Origin of the sequence: Amycolatopsis sp. lyj-108, from assembly GCF_046549005.1 — a bacterium.
Classification (GTDB): Bacteria; Actinomycetota; Actinomycetes; order Mycobacteriales; family Pseudonocardiaceae; genus Amycolatopsis.
In genome coordinates this window covers 1,038,883-1,057,129 of the sequence record NZ_JAJPWQ010000001.1, presented here as the reverse complement: position 1 = coordinate 1,057,129, position 18,247 = coordinate 1,038,883, and the positions used below count along the sequence as shown (strand labels likewise).

Annotated in this window: 16 protein-coding genes; 13 read left to right on the top strand and 3 right to left on the bottom strand. The window is 67.4% G+C overall.

The genetic code is table 11. From position 1 onward, the window contains the following. The first annotated feature begins 158 nt into the window (after nucleotides 1-158). The 5 genes from ACLJO0_RS05170 (at nucleotide 159) to ACLJO0_RS05150 (ending at nucleotide 5,964) form a co-directional block, all read left to right on the top strand. Nucleotides 159-1,547 carry an NAD(P)/FAD-dependent oxidoreductase gene (locus tag ACLJO0_RS05170; protein ID WP_410576771.1) on the top strand — a complete coding sequence of 463 codons (1,389 nt, stop codon included), beginning with the start codon at nucleotides 159-161 and terminating at the stop codon, nucleotides 1,545-1,547. Between the two features lie 39 nt (nucleotides 1,548-1,586). Beyond that, complete coding sequence (locus tag ACLJO0_RS05165; RefSeq protein WP_125792107.1) at nucleotides 1,587-2,852, top strand: NAD(P)/FAD-dependent oxidoreductase; 1,266 nt, start codon at nucleotides 1,587-1,589, stop codon at nucleotides 2,850-2,852. A 12-nt stretch (nucleotides 2,853-2,864) separates the two neighbouring features. Beyond that, entirely contained in the window at nucleotides 2,865-4,268 is a 1,404-nt protein-coding gene (locus ACLJO0_RS05160; protein ID WP_410576770.1) for a cation:proton antiporter, read from the top strand. Nucleotides 4,269-4,344: 76 nt separating this feature from the next. Further along, nucleotides 4,345-5,514, top strand: a complete 1,170-nt coding sequence (locus tag ACLJO0_RS05155; RefSeq protein WP_410576769.1) for an acyl-CoA dehydrogenase family protein — start codon at nucleotides 4,345-4,347, stop codon at nucleotides 5,512-5,514. Nucleotides 5,515-5,526: 12 nt separating this feature from the next. Beyond that, nucleotides 5,527-5,964, top strand: a complete 438-nt coding sequence (locus tag ACLJO0_RS05150) for an SgcJ/EcaC family oxidoreductase (protein WP_125785201.1) — start codon at nucleotides 5,527-5,529, stop codon at nucleotides 5,962-5,964. 355 nt (nucleotides 5,965-6,319) lie between these two features. Here ACLJO0_RS05150 and ACLJO0_RS05145 read toward each other — a convergent pair whose 3' ends face one another. The 3 genes from ACLJO0_RS05145 to ACLJO0_RS05135 all read right to left on the bottom strand — a co-directional run bounded on the left by ACLJO0_RS05145 (nucleotide 6,320) and on the right by ACLJO0_RS05135 (nucleotide 8,992). Next, nucleotides 6,320-7,072: a class I SAM-dependent methyltransferase gene (locus tag ACLJO0_RS05145; protein WP_410576768.1), complete on the bottom strand. Its 753-nt coding sequence runs from the start codon at nucleotides 7,070-7,072 to the stop codon at nucleotides 6,320-6,322. Nucleotides 7,073-7,154: 82 nt separating this feature from the next. Continuing rightward, nucleotides 7,155-7,967 (bottom strand): ABC transporter permease, encoded by an 813-nt coding sequence (locus ACLJO0_RS05140; RefSeq protein WP_410576767.1) that lies wholly within the window; start codon nucleotides 7,965-7,967, stop codon nucleotides 7,155-7,157. After that, nucleotides 7,964-8,992, bottom strand: coding sequence for an ATP-binding cassette domain-containing protein (locus ACLJO0_RS05135; RefSeq protein WP_410576766.1), 1,029 nt, complete (start codon nucleotides 8,990-8,992; stop codon nucleotides 7,964-7,966). Before ACLJO0_RS05135 ends, ACLJO0_RS05140 begins: the two co-directional genes overlap by 4 nt. Nucleotides 8,993-9,293: 301 nt before the next feature. On the opposite strand from ACLJO0_RS05135, the gene ACLJO0_RS05130 reads away from it, so the two are divergent. The 8 genes from ACLJO0_RS05130 (at nucleotide 9,294) to ACLJO0_RS05095 (ending at nucleotide 18,238) form a co-directional block, all read left to right on the top strand. Continuing rightward, the gene (locus ACLJO0_RS05130) at nucleotides 9,294-10,442 is read left to right on the top strand and encodes an MFS transporter (RefSeq protein WP_410576765.1); all 1,149 of its coding nucleotides are present in this window, start codon (nucleotides 9,294-9,296) and stop codon (nucleotides 10,440-10,442) included. Between the two features lie 16 nt (nucleotides 10,443-10,458). Continuing rightward, on the top strand, nucleotides 10,459-11,700 hold the full coding sequence (locus ACLJO0_RS05125; RefSeq protein WP_410576764.1) for a cytochrome P450: 1,242 nt from the start codon (nucleotides 10,459-10,461) through the stop codon (nucleotides 11,698-11,700). A 31-nt stretch (nucleotides 11,701-11,731) separates the two neighbouring features. Continuing rightward, nucleotides 11,732-12,283 carry a dihydrofolate reductase family protein gene (locus ACLJO0_RS05120; protein ID WP_125792099.1) on the top strand — a complete coding sequence of 184 codons (552 nt, stop codon included), beginning with the start codon at nucleotides 11,732-11,734 and terminating at the stop codon, nucleotides 12,281-12,283. Between the two features lie 164 nt (nucleotides 12,284-12,447). Beyond that, on the top strand, nucleotides 12,448-14,742 hold the full coding sequence (locus ACLJO0_RS05115; RefSeq protein WP_410576763.1) for an ATP-binding cassette domain-containing protein: 2,295 nt from the start codon (nucleotides 12,448-12,450) through the stop codon (nucleotides 14,740-14,742). A gap of 124 nt (nucleotides 14,743-14,866) precedes the next feature. Continuing rightward, complete coding sequence (locus ACLJO0_RS05110; protein WP_410576762.1) at nucleotides 14,867-15,148, top strand: DUF6235 family protein; 282 nt, start codon at nucleotides 14,867-14,869, stop codon at nucleotides 15,146-15,148. Nucleotides 15,149-15,302: 154 nt separating this feature from the next. Next, on the top strand, nucleotides 15,303-15,911 hold the full coding sequence (locus ACLJO0_RS05105; protein WP_410576761.1) for a DNA-binding response regulator: 609 nt from the start codon (nucleotides 15,303-15,305) through the stop codon (nucleotides 15,909-15,911). Between the two features lie 822 nt (nucleotides 15,912-16,733). Further along, the gene (locus tag ACLJO0_RS05100) at nucleotides 16,734-17,678 is read left to right on the top strand and encodes a ParB/RepB/Spo0J family partition protein (RefSeq protein WP_410576760.1); all 945 of its coding nucleotides are present in this window, start codon (nucleotides 16,734-16,736) and stop codon (nucleotides 17,676-17,678) included. Between the two features lie 296 nt (nucleotides 17,679-17,974). Next, nucleotides 17,975-18,238, top strand: a complete 264-nt coding sequence (locus tag ACLJO0_RS05095) for an acyl carrier protein (RefSeq protein WP_125785211.1) — start codon at nucleotides 17,975-17,977, stop codon at nucleotides 18,236-18,238. Nucleotides 18,239-18,247 lie beyond the last annotated feature (9 nt).

The window sequence follows — 18,247 nt, the reverse complement described above, 5'->3', positions numbered from 1 at the left end:
ACACGTGAAGAATCGTCGTCCGCCCGCGGCCGGGGAGCGTCTCTTCGACTGCTGTTCCCCAAAGCGTTGTGCGGCAACGTGTTCTCGAGCGGCTCTCCATTCCCGGTTGTTAGCGTCGATCAAGTAATTCCGGCTGTCGGCGTAGTTGGAGAGGTGTCATGCGCGCAAAGACCCGGATCCTCGTGATCGGCGGCGGACCGGCGGGTTCCACCGCTGCCGGGCTTCTGGCCAAAGAGGGATTCGAAGTCACCCTTCTCGAGCGGGAACATTTCCCGCGCTACCACATCGGCGAATCGCTGCTGCCCTCGTGCCGCCCGATCCTCGAGCGCCTCGGCGTCTGGGACAAGATCGCCGCGGCCGGATTCCAGCCCAAGGGCGGCGCCTACTACTTCTGGGGACCCGAAGAGTGGGAGGTGCGCTTCCGGCCGCACGGCCGTGACGGCAGCACCAGCGCGTGGCAGGTCATCCGCGCCGACTTCGACAAGATCCTGCTCGACCACGCGCGCGAGGTCGGCGTCGAGGTCCACGAGGGCATCGCGGTGAAGAAACTCGACTTCGACGGCGACCGCCCGGTCGCGGCGCACTGGGCCGAGGCGAAGAACCCGGCCAACGCCGGCCGGATCGAGTTCGACTACCTCGTCGACGCCTCCGGCCGCGGCGGCGTGATGGCCACCAAGTACCTGAAGAACCGCAAGTTCCACAACGTGTTCCGCAACGTCGCCGCCTGGTCGTACTGGAAGGACGCGAAGGAACTCGACCGCGGGCCGCGTGGCGCGATCACCGTCGCCTCGGTCGGCGACGGCTGGTTCTGGGGGATCCCGCTGCCCGACGGCACGATGAGCGTCGGGCTGGTCACCGGCCGGGACTCCTTCAACGCCGCGCGCAACGAACTCGGCGGCGTGGATCCGGTGTACCACAAGGCGATCGGCGACTGTCCGGCGATACAGCAGCTACTGGTCGAGGCCGAGCAGGTCACCGAGGTCAAGGTGGAGCAGGACTATTCGTACGCGGCCGAGCAGTTCCAGGGCCCCGGGTACCTGCTCGCCGGCGACGCCGCCTGCTTCCTCGACCCCCTGCTGTCGACCGGTGTGCACCTGGGCACCTACAGCGCGCTGATCGGCACCGCCGCGATCAGCAGTGTCATCCGCGGTGAGATCGGCGAAACCGAGGCATGGGACTTCTACGAGGTCGTGTACCGCCGCGCCTACGAGCGGCTGCTGGTGCTGGTGTCCACCTTCTACGAGAGCTACCGCGGCAAGGAGCACCACTTCTTCCGCGCGCAGCAACTGTCCGAAAAGGACTGGGCGGGAATGGACGTGCAGGCCGCGTTCGACCGGTTCGTCACCGGCATCGCCGATCTCGAGGACACCGAGGACGTCTACCGCCGGATCCAGGGGCACCTGCTCGGCGAGGAGAGCGGCAAGCACAACCCGCTGGACAACCTCAACCGCGTCCACGAGCACAAGCAGGCGCCGGAGAAGCCCGAAAAGGCGATCAACGGGCTGTACCTGAGCTATGAGCCGCAGATCGGCATCCGGCGCGCGTGAGCGCCGCCACTCCTCCACCGGCCTAGGGAAAGGGTCCTCATGTCAGCCACGCTTCACGGTATGCCCGAGCGGTTCGACGTCATCGTCATCGGTGGCGGCCCGGCGGGCGCGACCTGCGCCGCTCTCCTCGCGAAGGAGGGGCGTACGGTCCTGGTCCTCGAGCGCGAACGGTTTCCCCGCTACCACATCGGCGAATCGCTGATCCCGGTCGGGATGCGCCCGCTGCAGGAACTCGACCTGCTCGAGCGTATGGAGGCCCGCGGCTTCGAACGCAAGTACGGCGGCAGCCTGGTGTGGGGGAACCGGGACGTGCCATGGAACTTCTCGTTCATGAAGGCCGCGGAGGGCACCTACGCCTACCACACCCGCCGCGCCGACCTGGACACGCTGATCCTCGACCGCGCCCGTGAACTCGGCGCGTACGTCGTGGAGGAGACGACGGTCAAGGACGTGCTCCAGTCCGACACCGGCCGGGTCACCGGTGTCCGGTTCACCCTGCGCGGTTCGGCGGGTGACTACGAAGCCAGCGCCTCGCTGGTGGTCGACGCGTCCGGCCAGTCCCGGGTGATCGGCCGGAAGTTCAGCGACATCACCTGGCACAACGAGCTCCGCAACGTCGCGGTCTGGACCTACTACGACAATTGCGACCGGCTGCCCGGTGACGAGTGGACCAACATCCTCATCGAAGGTACCGCCGACGGATGGTTCTGGGGCATCCCGATCGACAAGGGCACGATGAGTGTCGGCTACGTGACCAAGTCGGACCTCGCCAACGCGGACGACCAGTCGCTGGAACAGCTCTTCCTGAGCGAGCGGGACAAGACCACCCGGCTCAAGGGACTGCTGGCCAACGCCCGTCAGCACGCGGGGTACCGGACGGCGCGGGACTGGTCCTACACCAACGAAACCTTCTACGGTGACGGCTGGGTGCTCGTCGGTGACGCCGCCGCGTTCGTCGACCCGTTGTTCTCCACCGGTGTCGCGCTCGCGACGCTGGCGGGCAGCTCACTGTCCAAAGTGGTCCACCAGATCCTGGAACACCCGGCCATCGAGGAGAAGGCGCTCGACCGGTACGCCGGGAACTACCGTGCGTTCTTCGACGAGATCCGTAACTTCGTCGAGCGCTTCTACGACCGGACCAAGTACAAGGAGTACTACTACGACCTCGCGCAGGAGGTCGTGGACCCGGAGCAGCTCCACGCGCCGAGCGTCGACTTCGTCACGCTGGTCTCCGGACTGTCGGGCAAACATCCGCTGTTGAAGATCAGTCTCGACGACCTGATCGCGAACGTCACCGAACCCTGAGCGGGGACCTGAATGGTGGAGATCAAACCCCGCACCGGCTACCGGGCGCTGGGTGTCTACATAGGACTGGTCGTGGTGCCCGTCGTGGTCGCGATCATCCTGCTGACCCAAGGCGACGACGGCGACATCGTCGCCACGGCGAAGACGTCCTCCGGGCCGACGCTGGCGCAACTGCTGCTGGCGATCGCCGTGGTGGTCGGCGCCTGCAAGGTGGCAGGCTGGCTGGCCCAGCGGATCGGGCAGCCCGCGGTGATCGGCGAGATCACCGCGGGCGTCCTGCTCGGCCCCTCGGTGCTCGGCGCGCTGTGGCCTTCGGGCGCGGCCGTGCTGATCCCGCCGTCGGTGGTGCCGCAACTCAACGTCGTGGCACAACTCGGCGTGATCTTCTTCGTCTTCCTCGCCGGGCTGGAACTGAACACCCGGCTGCTCCGCGGGCGCGGTCGGCTCGCGCTGGTCGTCAGCCACGTCAGCATCGCGCTGCCGTTCCTGCTCGGCGTCGGGCTCGCCATGCTCGCCTACACCCGGTTCTCCCCGCCCGGCGGCGGATTCCTGCCGTTCGCGCTCTTCTTCGGCGTGTCGATGAGCATCACGGCTTTGCCGGTGCTGGTGCGGATCCTGCACGAGATCGGGCTCTTCCGCAGCGAGATCGGCGTGGTGACACTGACCTGCGCGGTGGTCGACGACGTGACCGCGTGGAGCCTGCTGGCGCTGGTGATCGCGCTGACCACCGCGTCTTCGCTGTTCGGAGTGGTACTGACGGTCTTGCTGACGGCGGCGTTCGTCGCACTGCTCGGCCTGGTCGTCCGGCCGCTGCTGCGGAAGCTCGTGACGCGGGTTCCGGTGGCGAGCCTGCAGAAGGCCGCGCCGCTTTCGGTGGTCGGCGTGCTGGTGTGCGCGATGGCGACCGAGTGGATCGGCGTGCACGCGATGTTCGGCGCGTTCGTGTTCGGCGTCGTCTTCCCCAGGGACAATCCGATCGCGACCTGGCTACACGACAAGGCCGGCGGGCTGACGACGGCGTTGATGCTGCCGCTGTTCTTCGCCTACAGCGGGTTGCGCACCGACATCGGCCTGCTTTCCGGCGGCGGCGCGTGGCTCTGGTGCGGCGCGATCCTGCTGGTGGCCGTTGCCGGCAAGTTCGGCGGCTCGGCGCTGGCCGCGCGTGCGGTCGGCGAGAACTGGAACCGCTCGCTGCAGGTGGGCGCGTTGATGAACTGCCGCGGCCTGACCGAACTGGTCGTCCTCAACATCGGGCTCGACCTCGGCGTGCTGTCCCCGACGCTGTTCACCATGCTGGTGATCATGGCGCTGGTCTCGACCGCGATGGCGGCGCCGATGGCGACCTGGTTCGCCCGGCGCGACGGCCAGAACGTGGTGCCTTTCCTCGACCGCACCTCCGAACGTGCGGCAGCTTGACGCACCGGCAAGCAGGAAGACGCGACGCCTTCCGGCCGCTGCGAAGCTGAAACAGTCGACGATCTAGGAGGTCAAGGTGTCGAGCACCGATGTTCCGACGCGGGAGGAACTGGTTCGCCGCGTGGCCGAACTCGCCCCCGCACTGAAGAAGCACTCGAACTGGCAGGAACAGAACCGGCGGGTGCACGAGGAGTCCATCGAGGCACTGGCCGACGCCGGCGTCTTCAAACTGCGCCGCCCCAAGCGTTACGGCGGCTACGAAGCCGACACCCGGACCCTGGTCGACGTCGCCACCGAGATCGGCCGCGCCGACGGCTCCACCTCCTGGGTGGCCTCGGTGTACTGGATCCCGACCTGGATGGCCTGCCAGTTCCCGGAGGCCGTGCAGGACGAGGTGTTCGCCACCCCGGACGTCCGCGTCTGCGGCACGCTGAGCCCGACCGCGATGGCCGCGCCGGTCGACGGCGGGGTGGTGGTGAACGGAAAATGGGGTTTCATCAGCGGGGCACTGCACGCGCAGTGGCAGGAGATCATCGCGATCCTCGTGCCGCCGGAGGGCGAGCCGTACCCGATCATGGCGCTGGTGCCGATCTCGGATCTGCTGATCGTGGACGACTGGGACACCTCGGGCCTGCGCGGCACCGGCAGCGTGTCGACGGTGGCGCAGGACGTCTTCATCCCGGCTGAGCGGGTGCTCCCACTGCCCGCGGTGCTGGAAGGTCAGGGCGCCGGTTCGGCCTCGATCTACCGGGCGCCGCTGCTTCCGGTCGCCTCGGCGTCCTCGGTGGGGACGCTGGTGGGGATGGCGAAGGGCGCGCAGGACACCTTCCTCAAGCGTCTGCCGGACCGCAAGATCACCTACACGGCCTACGATTCACAGCGCGAAGCCCCGATCACGCACCACCAGGTCGCCGAGTCGGCGCTGAAGATCGACGAGGCCGAGTTCCACGCGCATCGTCTGTCCACTTTGGTCGACCGGAAGGTCGCGGACGGCACGCCGTGGAAACTCGAGGAACGCGTGATCGCGCGGGCCGACCTCGGCGCCGTGGTCCGCCTCGCCAAAGAAGGCATCGACATCCTGGCCGGTGCCTCCGGCGGTTCGTCGGTGTACCAAGGCATCCCGATCCAGCGCATCGCCCGCGACGTCGCCGCGGTCAACCTCCACGCGCTGATGCACCCCAACACCAACACCGAGCTGTACGGCCGCGTGCTCTGCGGGCTCGAGCCCAACACCCTTTACATCTAGGAGGATCCGCCGATGACCACGACCGAAACCGGCACCGCCGCCGACCAGGCGGCGATCGCGGCACTGACCCAGAAGGTGATCGCCGCGTGGGCCTACCACGACGCCGACTCCTTCGCCGGCGTCTTCACCGAAGACGGCACGATGATCCTTCCCGGCGTCTACAAGAAGGGCCGCGACGAGATCCGGTCGTTCCTCGTGGAATCCTTCGAGGGCAACTACAAGGGCACCCAGGTCACCGGGCGTCCGCTGGAGATCCGGTTCTTCACCCCGGACTCCGGCGTCCTGATCACCCAGGGCGGCGTGCTCGGCCCCGGCGAGACCGAGGTCGCCGACTCCCAGTCGATCCGTGCCTCGTGGACGGTCGTCAAACGGGACGGCGGCTGGCAGCTGGCGTCCTATCAGAACACCCCGGCCAAGCAGCAGCTGCCCAAACCGGGCACGGCCGCCTGACCCTCCCCATCGGAACCCGGGCCTTCCCTCCTCTGGGCCCGGGTTCCGCCCTGTCCGGGGCCCGGCTGGCCGGGAGTCCGTGAGGGCCTCCTTCCCTACCCTGAAGGTAGTGAAGGAGGCCCTCACGGACTTCCGCACGTGGCAGGGCGGCCTGGCTGGCTGGCGAGGTGTCGCGAAAGCCTTGCCCTTACCCCCACTGAAGTCCGTGATCAGAGGCGGAACTCGCGTGCTTGGAGACGTAACTCGCGTGCTTGGAGGCGGAACTCTCGCCACCAGGTGTCATCCGGCCGGAGACACGCGAGTTACGTCTCCAGACACGCGAGTTACGTCTTCAATCACGCGAGTGACGGCCTCCCTACCCGATGGCGAAGACCTCGACCGGGTGCGGAATGCGAACGTGCCCCGCGGAGAGCGTCCCCAGCTCGCCGACGGCGTCGAGCAGCTCCGCGCGGCTCGTCCCGCCGTGCCACGGCTGGTGCCGGGCGAAGGTCAGGAACTCGAGAAGGCGGTGCGCCGGCTCGGAAACCGGCACCGTGATCTCCGCGCCCACCGTGACGGACCGGAACTCGATGCCGAACCGTGCCAGTTCCTCCGCGAGCGTCTGCGCGAACAGCGGACGCGTGACGCCTTGCCGTGCGAGGGATTCCGCGAAGGGACCGTTCAGCCGGTTCAGCGGGGTCACCGCCACGATCAGGACCCGGTGCCGGTTTCGGGCCTCCTTCAGCACGGCCATGCCGTCATCGGCGTCGAGGTAGCACAGCGACTGGACGAACAGGCCGTACTCGGTCGGCGCGATCCGGAAGTCGGCGACGTCGGCCATGCTCGCCGTGAGCACGCGGTGGCCACGCACCTTCGGCAGTCCGGTCAGCTCCGTGCGCAGCCGTTCCACCGCTTCGCCGTTGGTGTCGACACCCTGGAACCACACCGTTCTCCGCGGCACCCGCGCGATCAGCTCCAGTTCGAACATGCCGAACCCGCAGCCGTACGACGTGAGTTCGAGATCGTCGCCCGCGCCGATCAGTCTCGCTGTCTCCTCGACCATCAGCCGCTGCTGATCGGTCAGGCTCCGGAAGGTGGCATTGCAGGTGTTGTAATCCAGTTCGTCCATCGGCGCTCCCCGGTCCAGGCCACTGAAACACCGAAGCCGTGGCGCGCAGGCGTCACGGCTTCGGTGTTCGAGCGACGAATACTCAGATCCGCTTCTTCAAGGCACGTACCGAAAGTGCCCCGAACACGATCGCGATCACGGCCGCCCAGATGAGCGACCAGACCACCGCCGAGGTGACCCCGACACCACCGTTCATCAGGCCGCGGCACGCCTTGAGCAGGATCGCCACCGGGCTGACCTCGGCGAACGCCTGGAGCCATGCCGGCATCGACTCGACCGGCGCGAACACCCCGCTGACGAAGTTCAGCGGCAGGATCACCGCGAACGCGAAGACCTGGACCTTCTCCGCCTGGTCGGCGGCGACGCCCACCAGCGTGGGCACCCAGGAGAACGCGATCGCGAACACCAGCAGCAGCAGCCCGGCCGCCAGCACGCCGAGGAAACCCTTCTCCGGCCGGAAACCGAGCAGCAGCCCGACACCGACCACCAGCAGCACGGACCAGACCTGCTTGAACTGGTCGCCGATGATCCGCCCGGCCAGCGGCGCCCAGCGTGCGATGGGCAGCGAACGGAACCGGTCGAACACGCCCTGGGACAGGTCGGTGTTGAGGCCGATGCCCACGTTGATGGTCGCGAACAGCATGCTCATCACGAGCATGCCGGGGATCATGAACTGCAGGTACGCGTGCCGGTCACCGGAGATCGCGCCACCGAAGACGAACGTGAACAGCAGGGTGAAGATGATCGGCTGGAAGCTGATGTCGGCCAGCTGTTTCGGCTCGTGCTTGACCGAAACCGTGCTTCGCCAGGCGAGGGTGAACATCTGCGAGATGCCCTGGAAGAACCCGACCCGGGCCGACAACTGCGGCGGCAGCGTCGTGGTCGCGGCGGTCATCGGATCTCCTCCTCGGTCTCGTCGGCGGTGTCCTCGGCCGGACGTCCGGTCAGGCTCAGGAACACCTCGTCCAGGCTGGAGCTGCGCAGGGACAGCTCGCCGATGACGATGCCCGCCTCCTCCAGCCGCCGGACCGCGCCGGGCAACGCCGCCGGGTCGGTGACCGGGACGCTGACGACCTGACCCGAGATGTCCGGCGTCACGCCGGCGATCTCGCCGACCAGCCGCACGACCTTCTCGAGGTCGGCGGGCTGGGCGCCGCGCACCGTCAGGCGCTGGGCGCCGGTGCTGGCCTTGAGCTCGTCCGGGGTGCCCTTGGCGATCACCTTGCCGTGGTCGACGACCACGATCTCGTCGGCGAGCGCGTCGGCCTCTTCGAGGTACTGCGTGGTCAGCAGCACCGTGACACCGTCGGCGACCAGGCCGCGCACGACGTCCCACAGCTCGAGCCTGCTGCGCGGGTCGAGACCGGTCGTGGGCTCGTCCAGGAACAGCAGGCGCGCGTCGCCGACCAGGCTGGCGGCCAGGTCGAGCCGGCGGCGCATACCGCCCGAGTAGCCCTTGGCCGCCCGTCCACCCGCCTCGGTGAGGGAGAACCGCTCCAGGAGCTCATGCGCGCGGGCCTTGGCCGCCCGCCGCGAGAAGCCGAGCAGCCGCCCGATCAGCAGCAGGTTCTCCACGCCGGTCAGGCTTTCGTCGACCGAGGCGTACTGCCCGGTCAGTCCGATCAGCTGCCGCACCTGGTGGGCGTCTTTTTCGATGTCGTATCCGGCCACGGTGGCGTGGCCCTCGTCCGGCGTCACCAGCGTGGACAGGATCCGGACCGTGGTGGTCTTACCGGCGCCGTTCGGGCCGAGGACCCCGAGCACGGTACCCGTGCGGACGGTCAAGTCGACCCCGTCGAGCGCGGTCGTCTCGCCGAACCGTTTCACCAGCCCCTCGGCGTGGATCGCGAATTCCGTCTCGATCCCCCGCGGCCCCGGGCCGGCCCTCGACGCGGTCGCGGGTTCGACGTTCTGCAACATGACGCACTACCTTCCTGTTCCTCACTACGGAGACACTCTCGTGCGGTTACATCATGCGACCGGACGCGGCGCGGGAGGAGTGAATGGTTAACCTCTCGGGTATGAATTATTCATTTTCGGGATAAATGTCCCATCATCAAAAATCACACTGTCGCCGACCATACCCGCGCGGCACGCGGCCGTACTTCTCCATAAATGCGGTAAATAATCGTGGTCGTCTCCCGAATTCCGCTGCTAATCTGCAAATGTCCGCCTTTCGGCGAAAACGCGATTACCCAGCCAGGAAAGGACCGCTTCGGCCATGGTCGCCGTCATCACCGCAGCTCCGCGGACCGGCACGGTCTTCGCCGGATTCGCCGCGTACGGCGCATTGTGGGGCCCGTACCTTTCGATGTTGCCGGACGTCCGCCACGCCACCGGCGCGGGCGAGGCGCAACTAGGTGCCGCGTTGCTGATCGGCGCGCTCGCGGCGATGCCCGCCATGTTCGCGATCGGCAAACTGCTCGACCGGTTCGGCCGCCCGGTGGCCGTCGCGACCTTCGCCGGATTCGCGCTCATCGCACCGATGCCCGCACTCGCCGGATCCGTTCCCGGCTTGTTCCTGACCTTGGGATTGTTCGGATTCGGATCCGGCGCCTGCAATGTGGTCGTGGTCGCGCTGGCGGCGTCCGCCGAAGCAGGCGACGGGCCACGCGTGATGAACCGCGCGCACGCGTTGTTCAGCGTCGGCCTGTTGACGTGCAGCCTCGGCACCGGGGCGGCGCGGAGCGCGGGTGTCCCCGCCGAGGCGATCGCGCTGACGCTTTCGACGCTGGTCGTGATCGGCGCGGTCGCGGCGAGGAGCTCCGTGCCGGGACGGCTGGTGCGGCAGGGCCGCGAACCGGGAAAGCGGTTGCGGCTCGGCTCGGCGGTCCTGCTGCTGTGCCTGCTGGCCGCGCTGGCCATGGCCGTGGAAAGCGGGGTGCAGCAGTGGAGCGCGGTCTTCCTTGCCGACGTCACCCACGCACCGGTCGGGATCTCCGCCGCCGCGCCCGGCATCTTCGCCGCGGGCATGGCGCTGGGCAGGCTCGGCGGGCACTGGCTGTCCGGCCGCGCGTCGGATCGCCTGGTCCTGCTCGCCTCCGGCGCGCTCTCCGGAGTGGGCGTACTGCTGCTTTCCCTTGCCGACGCGCCGGTTCACGGCCTGATCGGCACCGCCGTGGTGGGCGGCGCGATCTCGGTCTCGACACCCACCGTCTACGGGCTGATCGGACGCGGCGCGACGGCGGAGGATCGCGGCGCGGTGATCGGCTCGGCCGCGTCGCTGGCCAGCGTCGGCCTGTTGCTCGGCCCGGCCGTGGTCGGCCAGATCGCCGGCCACACCGACCTGCGGGTCGCCATCGCGGCCTTGTCCGTGGCCTCGGTCGCGGTTTGCCTGCTCGCCCTGCGCGTACCCGCCCGGAACGACTGATCGGAGGAGGGACCAGATGGCCGACGTAACAGGAGGTCGTGGAGGCTCGGATTTCGCCGAGGGACGGCATCGGCGGCTACTCGTCGGGGACGACGTCCCTGCCGGGTGCCCCCTCAGTTCCCGCCCGCGCGACGGGCGGCGTGAATGGCTGGTGAGCAGCTATTCCGAAGCGCGCGAATTCCTGCGTGACAAGCGGTTCAGCCGGGCCGTGCTGGCCGAGACGACCCATCCGCGTGGCCCGGCCACCCGGATGTCGGTGACCGATCTCGACCCGCCCCGGCACACCCGGATCCGGAAGCTGATCGGCGGCGCGTTCTCCGCGCGCCGGGCGGAGCAGCTGCGCGGCTACGTGGAAACCGCCGCCACCGACCTGCTCGACAGGCTGATCGCGGCGGGTCCCACCGCGGACCTGCTCGCCGATTTCTGCGCCCCGCTGACCTTCAGCGCGCAGGCCGAGTTGCTGGGGGTGCCGCGGTCGCGGCGCGACGCCGTCCGCAAACGCGCGAACGCGCGCCTCGGGAAGCCGGGCTCCCCGCGATCCGCCGTCTACCAGGGCGAACTGCTGCTGCACGACGAGGTCGCGATGATGCTCGCCGACACCGAGGACCCGCCGTCCGGGCTGATGGCGGAACTCATCGAGGCGCACCGCTCGGGGGCGCTCGACGAAAGCGAGCTGACCGGCCTGGCGGCGTCGCTGTTCTTCGACGGGCACGCGCTGGCGGCCGCGCAGATCACCAACACGGTGCTGTGCGTGATCTCCCGGCCGGGACTGCTGGCCGAGCTGGACTCGGACCCGGCGGTGCTGGACGCCACCGTCGAGGAAGCGCTGCGCTACAGCCCCGCGGTGAACTTCAGCATGACGCGGATCGCGACGGAGGACGTCACCCTCGCCGGCACGCGGATCGAACCCGGCGACCTGGTGACCGCGCTGCTGCCGGTGGTCAACCGCGACGAGGACGTCTTCGCCGAACCGGACCGGTTCGCGATGGACCGCAACGGCAGGCACCTGTCCTTCGGGCACGGCACGCACCACTGCATCGGCGCCCACCTCGCGCGGGTCGAGGTCCAGTCGGCGCTGCGCGCGCTTTCCCGCCGAGCGCCGGAACTCTCGCTCGCCGTACCCGAATCGTCCCTGGACTGGACGGTCTCGCCGACGATGCGCGCATTATCGGCGCTGCCGGTCCGCTGGAGCTCTTCCGTCGTGCTGGATCCTTTGGAGCGTCGCGAGCGGCAATGGGAGGATCGGCCCGCGGCCTGAACTCAGGCTTCCGGCTAACGAAGGAGTTCTCATGCGTGAAATCGCCGCGGGATTGTTCATGTCGCTGGACGGGGTGGCGGAACGCCCCGACCGCTGGATGGGCCAGTACTGGTCGGACGAAATGAGCGAAGGCATCGCCGAGAGCCTCGCCGCCTCGGACGCCATTCTGATGGGCAAGGACACCTACCTGGCTTTCGAGCAGATGTGGAAGCCGCAGGGGGACAGCAACCCGATGGCGGCGTTCCTCAACGGCACGCACAAATACGTCGTTTCTTCGACGCTCGACGAAGCGACGCTGACCTGGCCGGACACGAGCCTGATCACCGGCGACATCGCGGGCGAGATCACCCGGCTGAAGGAAGCCCCCGGCAAGACGATCCGCGTGCCGGGAAGCCCGAAACTGGTGAGCTGGCTGCTCGCCGAAGACCTGCTGGACGAGCTGGCGCTCAACATCATGCCGCTGGTGGCAGGCGAGGGAGCACGGCTGTTCGACGGCGTCGGCAAGGAGATCCCGCTGACCCTGACGAAGTCGAATTCGCTGAAGACCGGCGTCATCGGAGCCGTCTACAACCGGGCGGGCTGAATTCGCGGAAATCGCGTTCACCGCCGACGTGAAAAATTCATTATCACGTCGTGACGAAAACATACCCCGATCGCACGTGAATGGACTACCGGGGAAGCATCGGCACTGCGATACTGGCGAGCAGGCGCGATCATTCACGCGCGACGGCGAGGAAAGGACCTTCTGTGACTGCCGCAGCCCGCAAGACCAAGCAACCGGCGGGTGAGGGAATCCGCGTCACCGGCGCTCACGAGAACAATCTGAAGGATGTCTCCCTCGAGCTCCCGAAGAACCAGATCACGGTTTTCGTCGGGGTGTCGGGTTCCGGGAAGTCCTCCGTCGTCTTCGACACGATCGCCGTCGAGGCACAGCGTCAGCTGAACGCCACCTTCCCCTGGTTCATCCGCAACCAGCTGCCCAAACACGAACGACCGCATGTGGACAGCATCGAGAACCTGACCACCCCGGTCGTGGTCGACCAGCGCCCGCTCGGCGGGAACGCCCGCTCGACGGTCGGCACGGTCGCCGACATCCATCCGCTGCTGCGGGTGTTGTTCTCGCGTCAGGGAAAGCCCAGCGCGGGCAACCCGTCGCTGTACTCCTTCAACGACCCCAACGGGATGTGTCCCGACTGCGAGGGCATCGGGCGCGCATTACGTCCGGATCCCGAGCTGATGCTCGACATGACGAAGTCGCTCGACGAGGGCGCGATCCTGGTGCCGGGCTATCCCGTCGGCAGCCCCGGCTGGCAGTTTTACGCCAACCACGACGCCATCAACCCGGCCAAGAAGCTCAACAAGTACACCGCGAAGGAGATGGACACCCTTCTGCACGGCAAGGAGGGCAAGGTCCAGCTCACCTTCAAGAACGGCAAGACGCAGACGCTGACGTTCGAGGGACTGGTCGCGAACTTCACCCGGCGCCACCTCAAACGCGACACCGGGTCGATGAGCGAGAAGACCCGCGCCCAGGCGGAGAAGTTCATCACCGAGGGACCCTGCCCGGCCTGCCGCGGCGGACGGCTGAGCGAGGCCGCGCTGGCGACCAAACTGGCGGGCAAGAACATCGCGCAGTGGTGCGAACTGCAGATCACCGATCTGATCGAGCTGATCCGGTCCATCAAGGACAAGCAGACCAGCGCGATGGCGCAAGGGGTACTGGCCGCGCTCGAACGCATCGAGGCGATCGGCCTCGGCTACCTTTCGCTGGACCGCGCGACGACGTCGCTGTCCGGCGGTGAAGGGCAGCGGCTCAAGCTGGTCAAGCACCTTGGCAGCGACCTGACCGGGCTGACGTACATCTTCGACGAGCCCAGCGTCGGCCTGCACCCCCGCGACGTCGGCAGGCTCAACGACCTGCTGCGGGCGTTGCGAGACAAGGGAAACACCATCCTGGTGGTCGAACACGACCCGGACGTCATCGAGATCGCCGACCACGTGGTCGAAATCGGGCCGCGTGCGGGTGTGCACGGCGGCGAGGTCGTCTTCCAGGGGACGTACCGGCAGCTGCGCGCCGGCAAGACACTGACCGGGGCCGGGCTGGCACGCGCCGGTGTCGTCAAGACGGATCCGCGACCCGCCAAGGGAAAGCTGCCGATCAAACGGGCTTCACTGCACAACCTGAAGAACGTCTCGGTCGACATCCCGACCGGGGTGCTCACCGCGGTCACCGGTGTCGCGGGTTCGGGCAAGAGCTCGTTGATCTCCGGCGTCTTCCGCGAGGCACATCCGGACGCGATCTTCGTGGACCAGACGCCGATCGCGGCGTCCTCCCGATCGACGCCGGCGACGTACCTCGGACTGATGGACCCGGTGCGCAAGCTCTTCGCGAAGGCGAGCGGGGCGAACGCGGCGTTGTTCAGCTTCAACTCCCAGGGCGCCTGCGAGGAATGCCAGGGCCGCGGCGTGCTGATCACCGAAGTGTCCTATATGGACCCGATCACGACGCACTGCGAAAGCTGCGACGGGCGGCGGTTCAAGGATGAGGTGCTCGCGCACAAGCTGCGTGGCAAGTCGATCGCCGACGTGCTGGAGCTGTCGGCCGAGCAGGCGGCGGAGTATTTCACCGAGGCACCGGTGCTGGCGAAGGTGAACGCGCTGATCGAGACCGGGCTCGGTTACCTCGGGCTGGGGCAGGCGCTGAGCACGCTGTCCGGTGGTGAACGCCAGCGGATCAAGCTGGCGGACCGGCTTTCCGGCGGCGGCAACGTCTACATCCTCGACGAGCCGACCACCGGCCTGCACATGACCGACATCGACATGCTGCTCGGCCTGCTCAACGGCATGGTCGACGCGGGTAACACGGTGGTGGTGGTCGAGCACAACCTGGCGGTGATCGAGCAGGCCGACTGGATCATCGACCTCGGCCCGGGCGGCGGCAAGAACGGCGGCGAGATCGTCTTCACCGGCCCGCCCGAGAAGCTCCTGACCGCGGAGAGCTCGCTGACCGGCGAGTATCTCAAGCGCTACCAACAGGCCTAGGCCTCTCGGTCGAAGGGGGCGTCCCACGCGGGGCGTCCCCTTCGGCATGTTCCGCGCAGGATGCGAGACGCCGCACACCGCCGGATTCCGCCATGCTGGGAGCCGGTTCGGTGAGGAGGCTCGGATGGCGGTGCGGCTGGAGCTGACCGGCGGGCTGGAATGGCTGGATTCGATTCCGGAAAGTGAGCGGGCGACGGTTTTCACCGCGTTGTTCGCCATCTGCGACGGATCCGCGTTCCTGACCTACGGCGTTTTCAAGGTCGGCGGCGGCCCGGACCGGTTCCTGCTGACCGTGGCCCCCGAACTCGCGATCCGGATCCGGATCGATTGGGCGCGTTCGGAGTTCGAGCTGCTCGGGTTCACCAGGAAGGCCCTCTACTGGCCACAGGAGCTGGACGCGCTGTGAAAGCCGATTCCGTTGCGGCATCCGGCTGCGGACAATGACGCGACCGGCGTCCCCCGATCGCCGCACCGGAAAGCGTATTCCGGGGAATCACCGCGGGGGTTGAGATTGCCGTAGAATCACGGCGGAGCCACTGAACTGGGGTGCGAGGTGCTTCGTGGTGATCAAAGTGCTGCTTGCCGAAGATATGCACATGGTCCGTGGTGCGCTCGTCGCGCTGCTGAACCTGGAATCCGACATCGAGGTCGTCGCCCAAGTCGCTTCGGGTGACCAGATCCTCCCGACCGCGAAGTCCGTCCAGCCCGACGTCGCGGTCATCGACATCGACCTCCCGGGCAAGGACGGGCTGACCGCCGCCAGGGAGATCCGCGAAAGCCTGCCCGGCTGCCACACGCTGATCCTCACCAGCCTCGGCCGCCCGGGCACGGTCCGGCGCGCGCTCGACGCGAAGGTGAACGGCTTCCTGCTCAAGGACGCGCCGTCGGACAAACTGGCCAACGCGGTGCGTTCCGTCGCGCTCGGACGGCGCGTGATCGACAGCGAACTGGCGCTGGCCGCCTGGGAAACCGACGACTGCCCGCTGACCACACGCGAAATCGAGATCCTGCGGGTGACCGCACTCGGGCGCGACGTGGCCGACATCGCGGCCGAGCTTTTCCTTTCCCCCGGGACGGTCCGGAACTACCTGGCCGCGATCGTCACCAAACTCAACGCCCGCAACCGAGTCCACGCGATCCGCATCGCCACCGATGCCGAATGGCTTTGACCCTCTTGAGGGGCGGATTCCTGGGGGCGTCGGCTGGGCACTCCGCAACGGCTGCGTCGCGAAAGCCACTTTCGGGACCCCAGGCGTCCCGAAAGTGGCTTTCGCGACGCAGCCGGGCCTGGCTAGGTGTGCCTTCGCGACGATGGAGGATTTAGGACACTGAACGTCCCAAATCCTCCATCGTCAGCTCTGCAGGTGGTCTGAGCCCTTCGCTCCCTCGACGACCGTGTTGCGAAAGTGGCTTTCGCAACGTCGGTCGCGCCTCACGCCGGGTGCGCCGAAATCGGGCCGATCGCTCGGCGACGGCCATTTCGTTCTCGACCCGACGAACGGCACGAAAGAATCGTCCCATCATTCAACGATAGATCCCCGGGATATTCACGGGCGAATCAGCCGATCCGTCGTTCGACCGGTTCCTGCGGTTCCTTCCGTCCGCGGGGGTCCAGACCAGGTTGCGCGGACGACGTGCTCCCGTCAAGCGACTTACGGCGCCTGTCGAGTTTGCCTTACCCCTCAAGGGTTCTGCCCGACGTCGACGGCAACGCACAGTGACGGCGAACTCAACGACACCGCACGAAACCCACCAAGCCGCCGAGTCCGTGGTCGAACACCCAGGCGACCAGCAGTGAGCCACCGCGGCTCAACTCGCGGCACTTGACAACCACTCCCGCCCGCTTGAATAGTGGCAAAGGTTTGACATTCACCAAGTGCTCTGGGGGCTAGAAGATGTTAAACTGGCATAAGGAGAAAACTGCGGACGGCACGCAGATCCCCACCGCCAGGAGGGAAGGTGAGTGGGCCTCCGCGGGCTCGGATCCACCGTTGGGCGAGGTCGTCGAGGTACCGCTCGACGAGTTGTCCGTGGAAGATTCCCCGAGGGCGGCGGGGGTTGATCTGGCGTACGCGCGAGTGCTCGCCGAAACGGACGCCCCGCTTCCGCCGATTCTCGTGCACCGTTCCACGATGCGAGTGATCGACGGCACACATCGGTTGCAGGCGGCGCGGCTGAAGAAGGCCACCGTGATCAACGCGCGGTTCTTCGACGGCGACGAGCAGGCCGCGTTCATCCTCGCGGTGAAGTCGAACATCGCACACGGTCTGCCGCTTTCCCTCGCCGACCGCAAGACCGCCGCCTGCCGGATTCTCGACGTCCGCGCGCACTGGTCCGACCGCGCGATCGCGGCGGTCACGGGCCTGTCGCACAAGACGGTCGGCAAGTTGCGCCGTCGTTCGAGTGGGGAAGTTCCCCAGTCGAACGCCCACGTCGGCCGGGACGGACGCATCCGTGCGCTGGACCCGACGCAAGGACGGCGGCGCGCTCACGAGCTGATTTCGAGCAATCCCACCGCCTCGATCCGGGAAATCGCGCGCGGCGCGGGGATTTCCCTCGCGACGGCGCACGACGTGCGCCATCGGCACCGCCACGGCGAGGATTCGTCACCCACGGCGACACCGGGCGAGGCCCCGGCACGTGCCTCGGCGAGACCTCGCCTCCGGCAGGCCGAAGCCGGCGACCCCGGCACGACACCGGGCGCCGACAATCAAGCGGCGATGGAACGGCTCCGCTCGGATCCCACCATTCGCTACACCGAGTCCGGGCGCACCTTGGTGCGGTTGCTCGACGGCCATCTGAACGACCGCGACGAGTGGGATCAAGTGGCGAGGAACATCCCCGAACACCGGCTGGAATTGATCTCCGAACTCGCCAAGGCGCGGGCGGAGGACTGGCGGCAGTTCGCGGAACTCCTCCAGAAGCGCAAGCGCTGACCCGACCAGAAGGGGCTTTCCACGCACACGATGCGCGGAAAGCCCCTTTTTCGTCGCCTGACCAACGAAGAACAAAGAACACCGGCGACGCGGACGGTTGCGGATCGCGGACGCTTCGAGACACAATGGAGTCACTGGGCGGAACGGCGGAGCGCACACTGTGGCGCTTTTCTCTGCCGCACCAACGTAAACAGGTCTGAAACCACCGGCCTGGTCCGCCGCGCCCGATCGCGGTGGAAACACCTTGAGAAATCATCCATTCGCGCCCGTATGCGCGGATTCAGCAAAGGGGACACATGAACGCGGAAGACGCGCGGACGGAATTGCGTCAGCAGATTTTCTCCCTCCTGTCCGAAGTCGCAGGCGGCGTTCTGGAAAACCAGACCATCGAGGCGGACACGGAGTTCCCCGAGACGGGTATGAGCTCCATCGAGTACCTGGCGCTCATCGAGAAGATCGAGACGAAGCTCGACGTGTTCATCGACCTCGAAGAGAACGAGGATCTGACCACTGTGGACAAGTTCTGCGACTACCTGCTGGAGCAGGTCCCGTCGGCCTGAGCCCTTTCC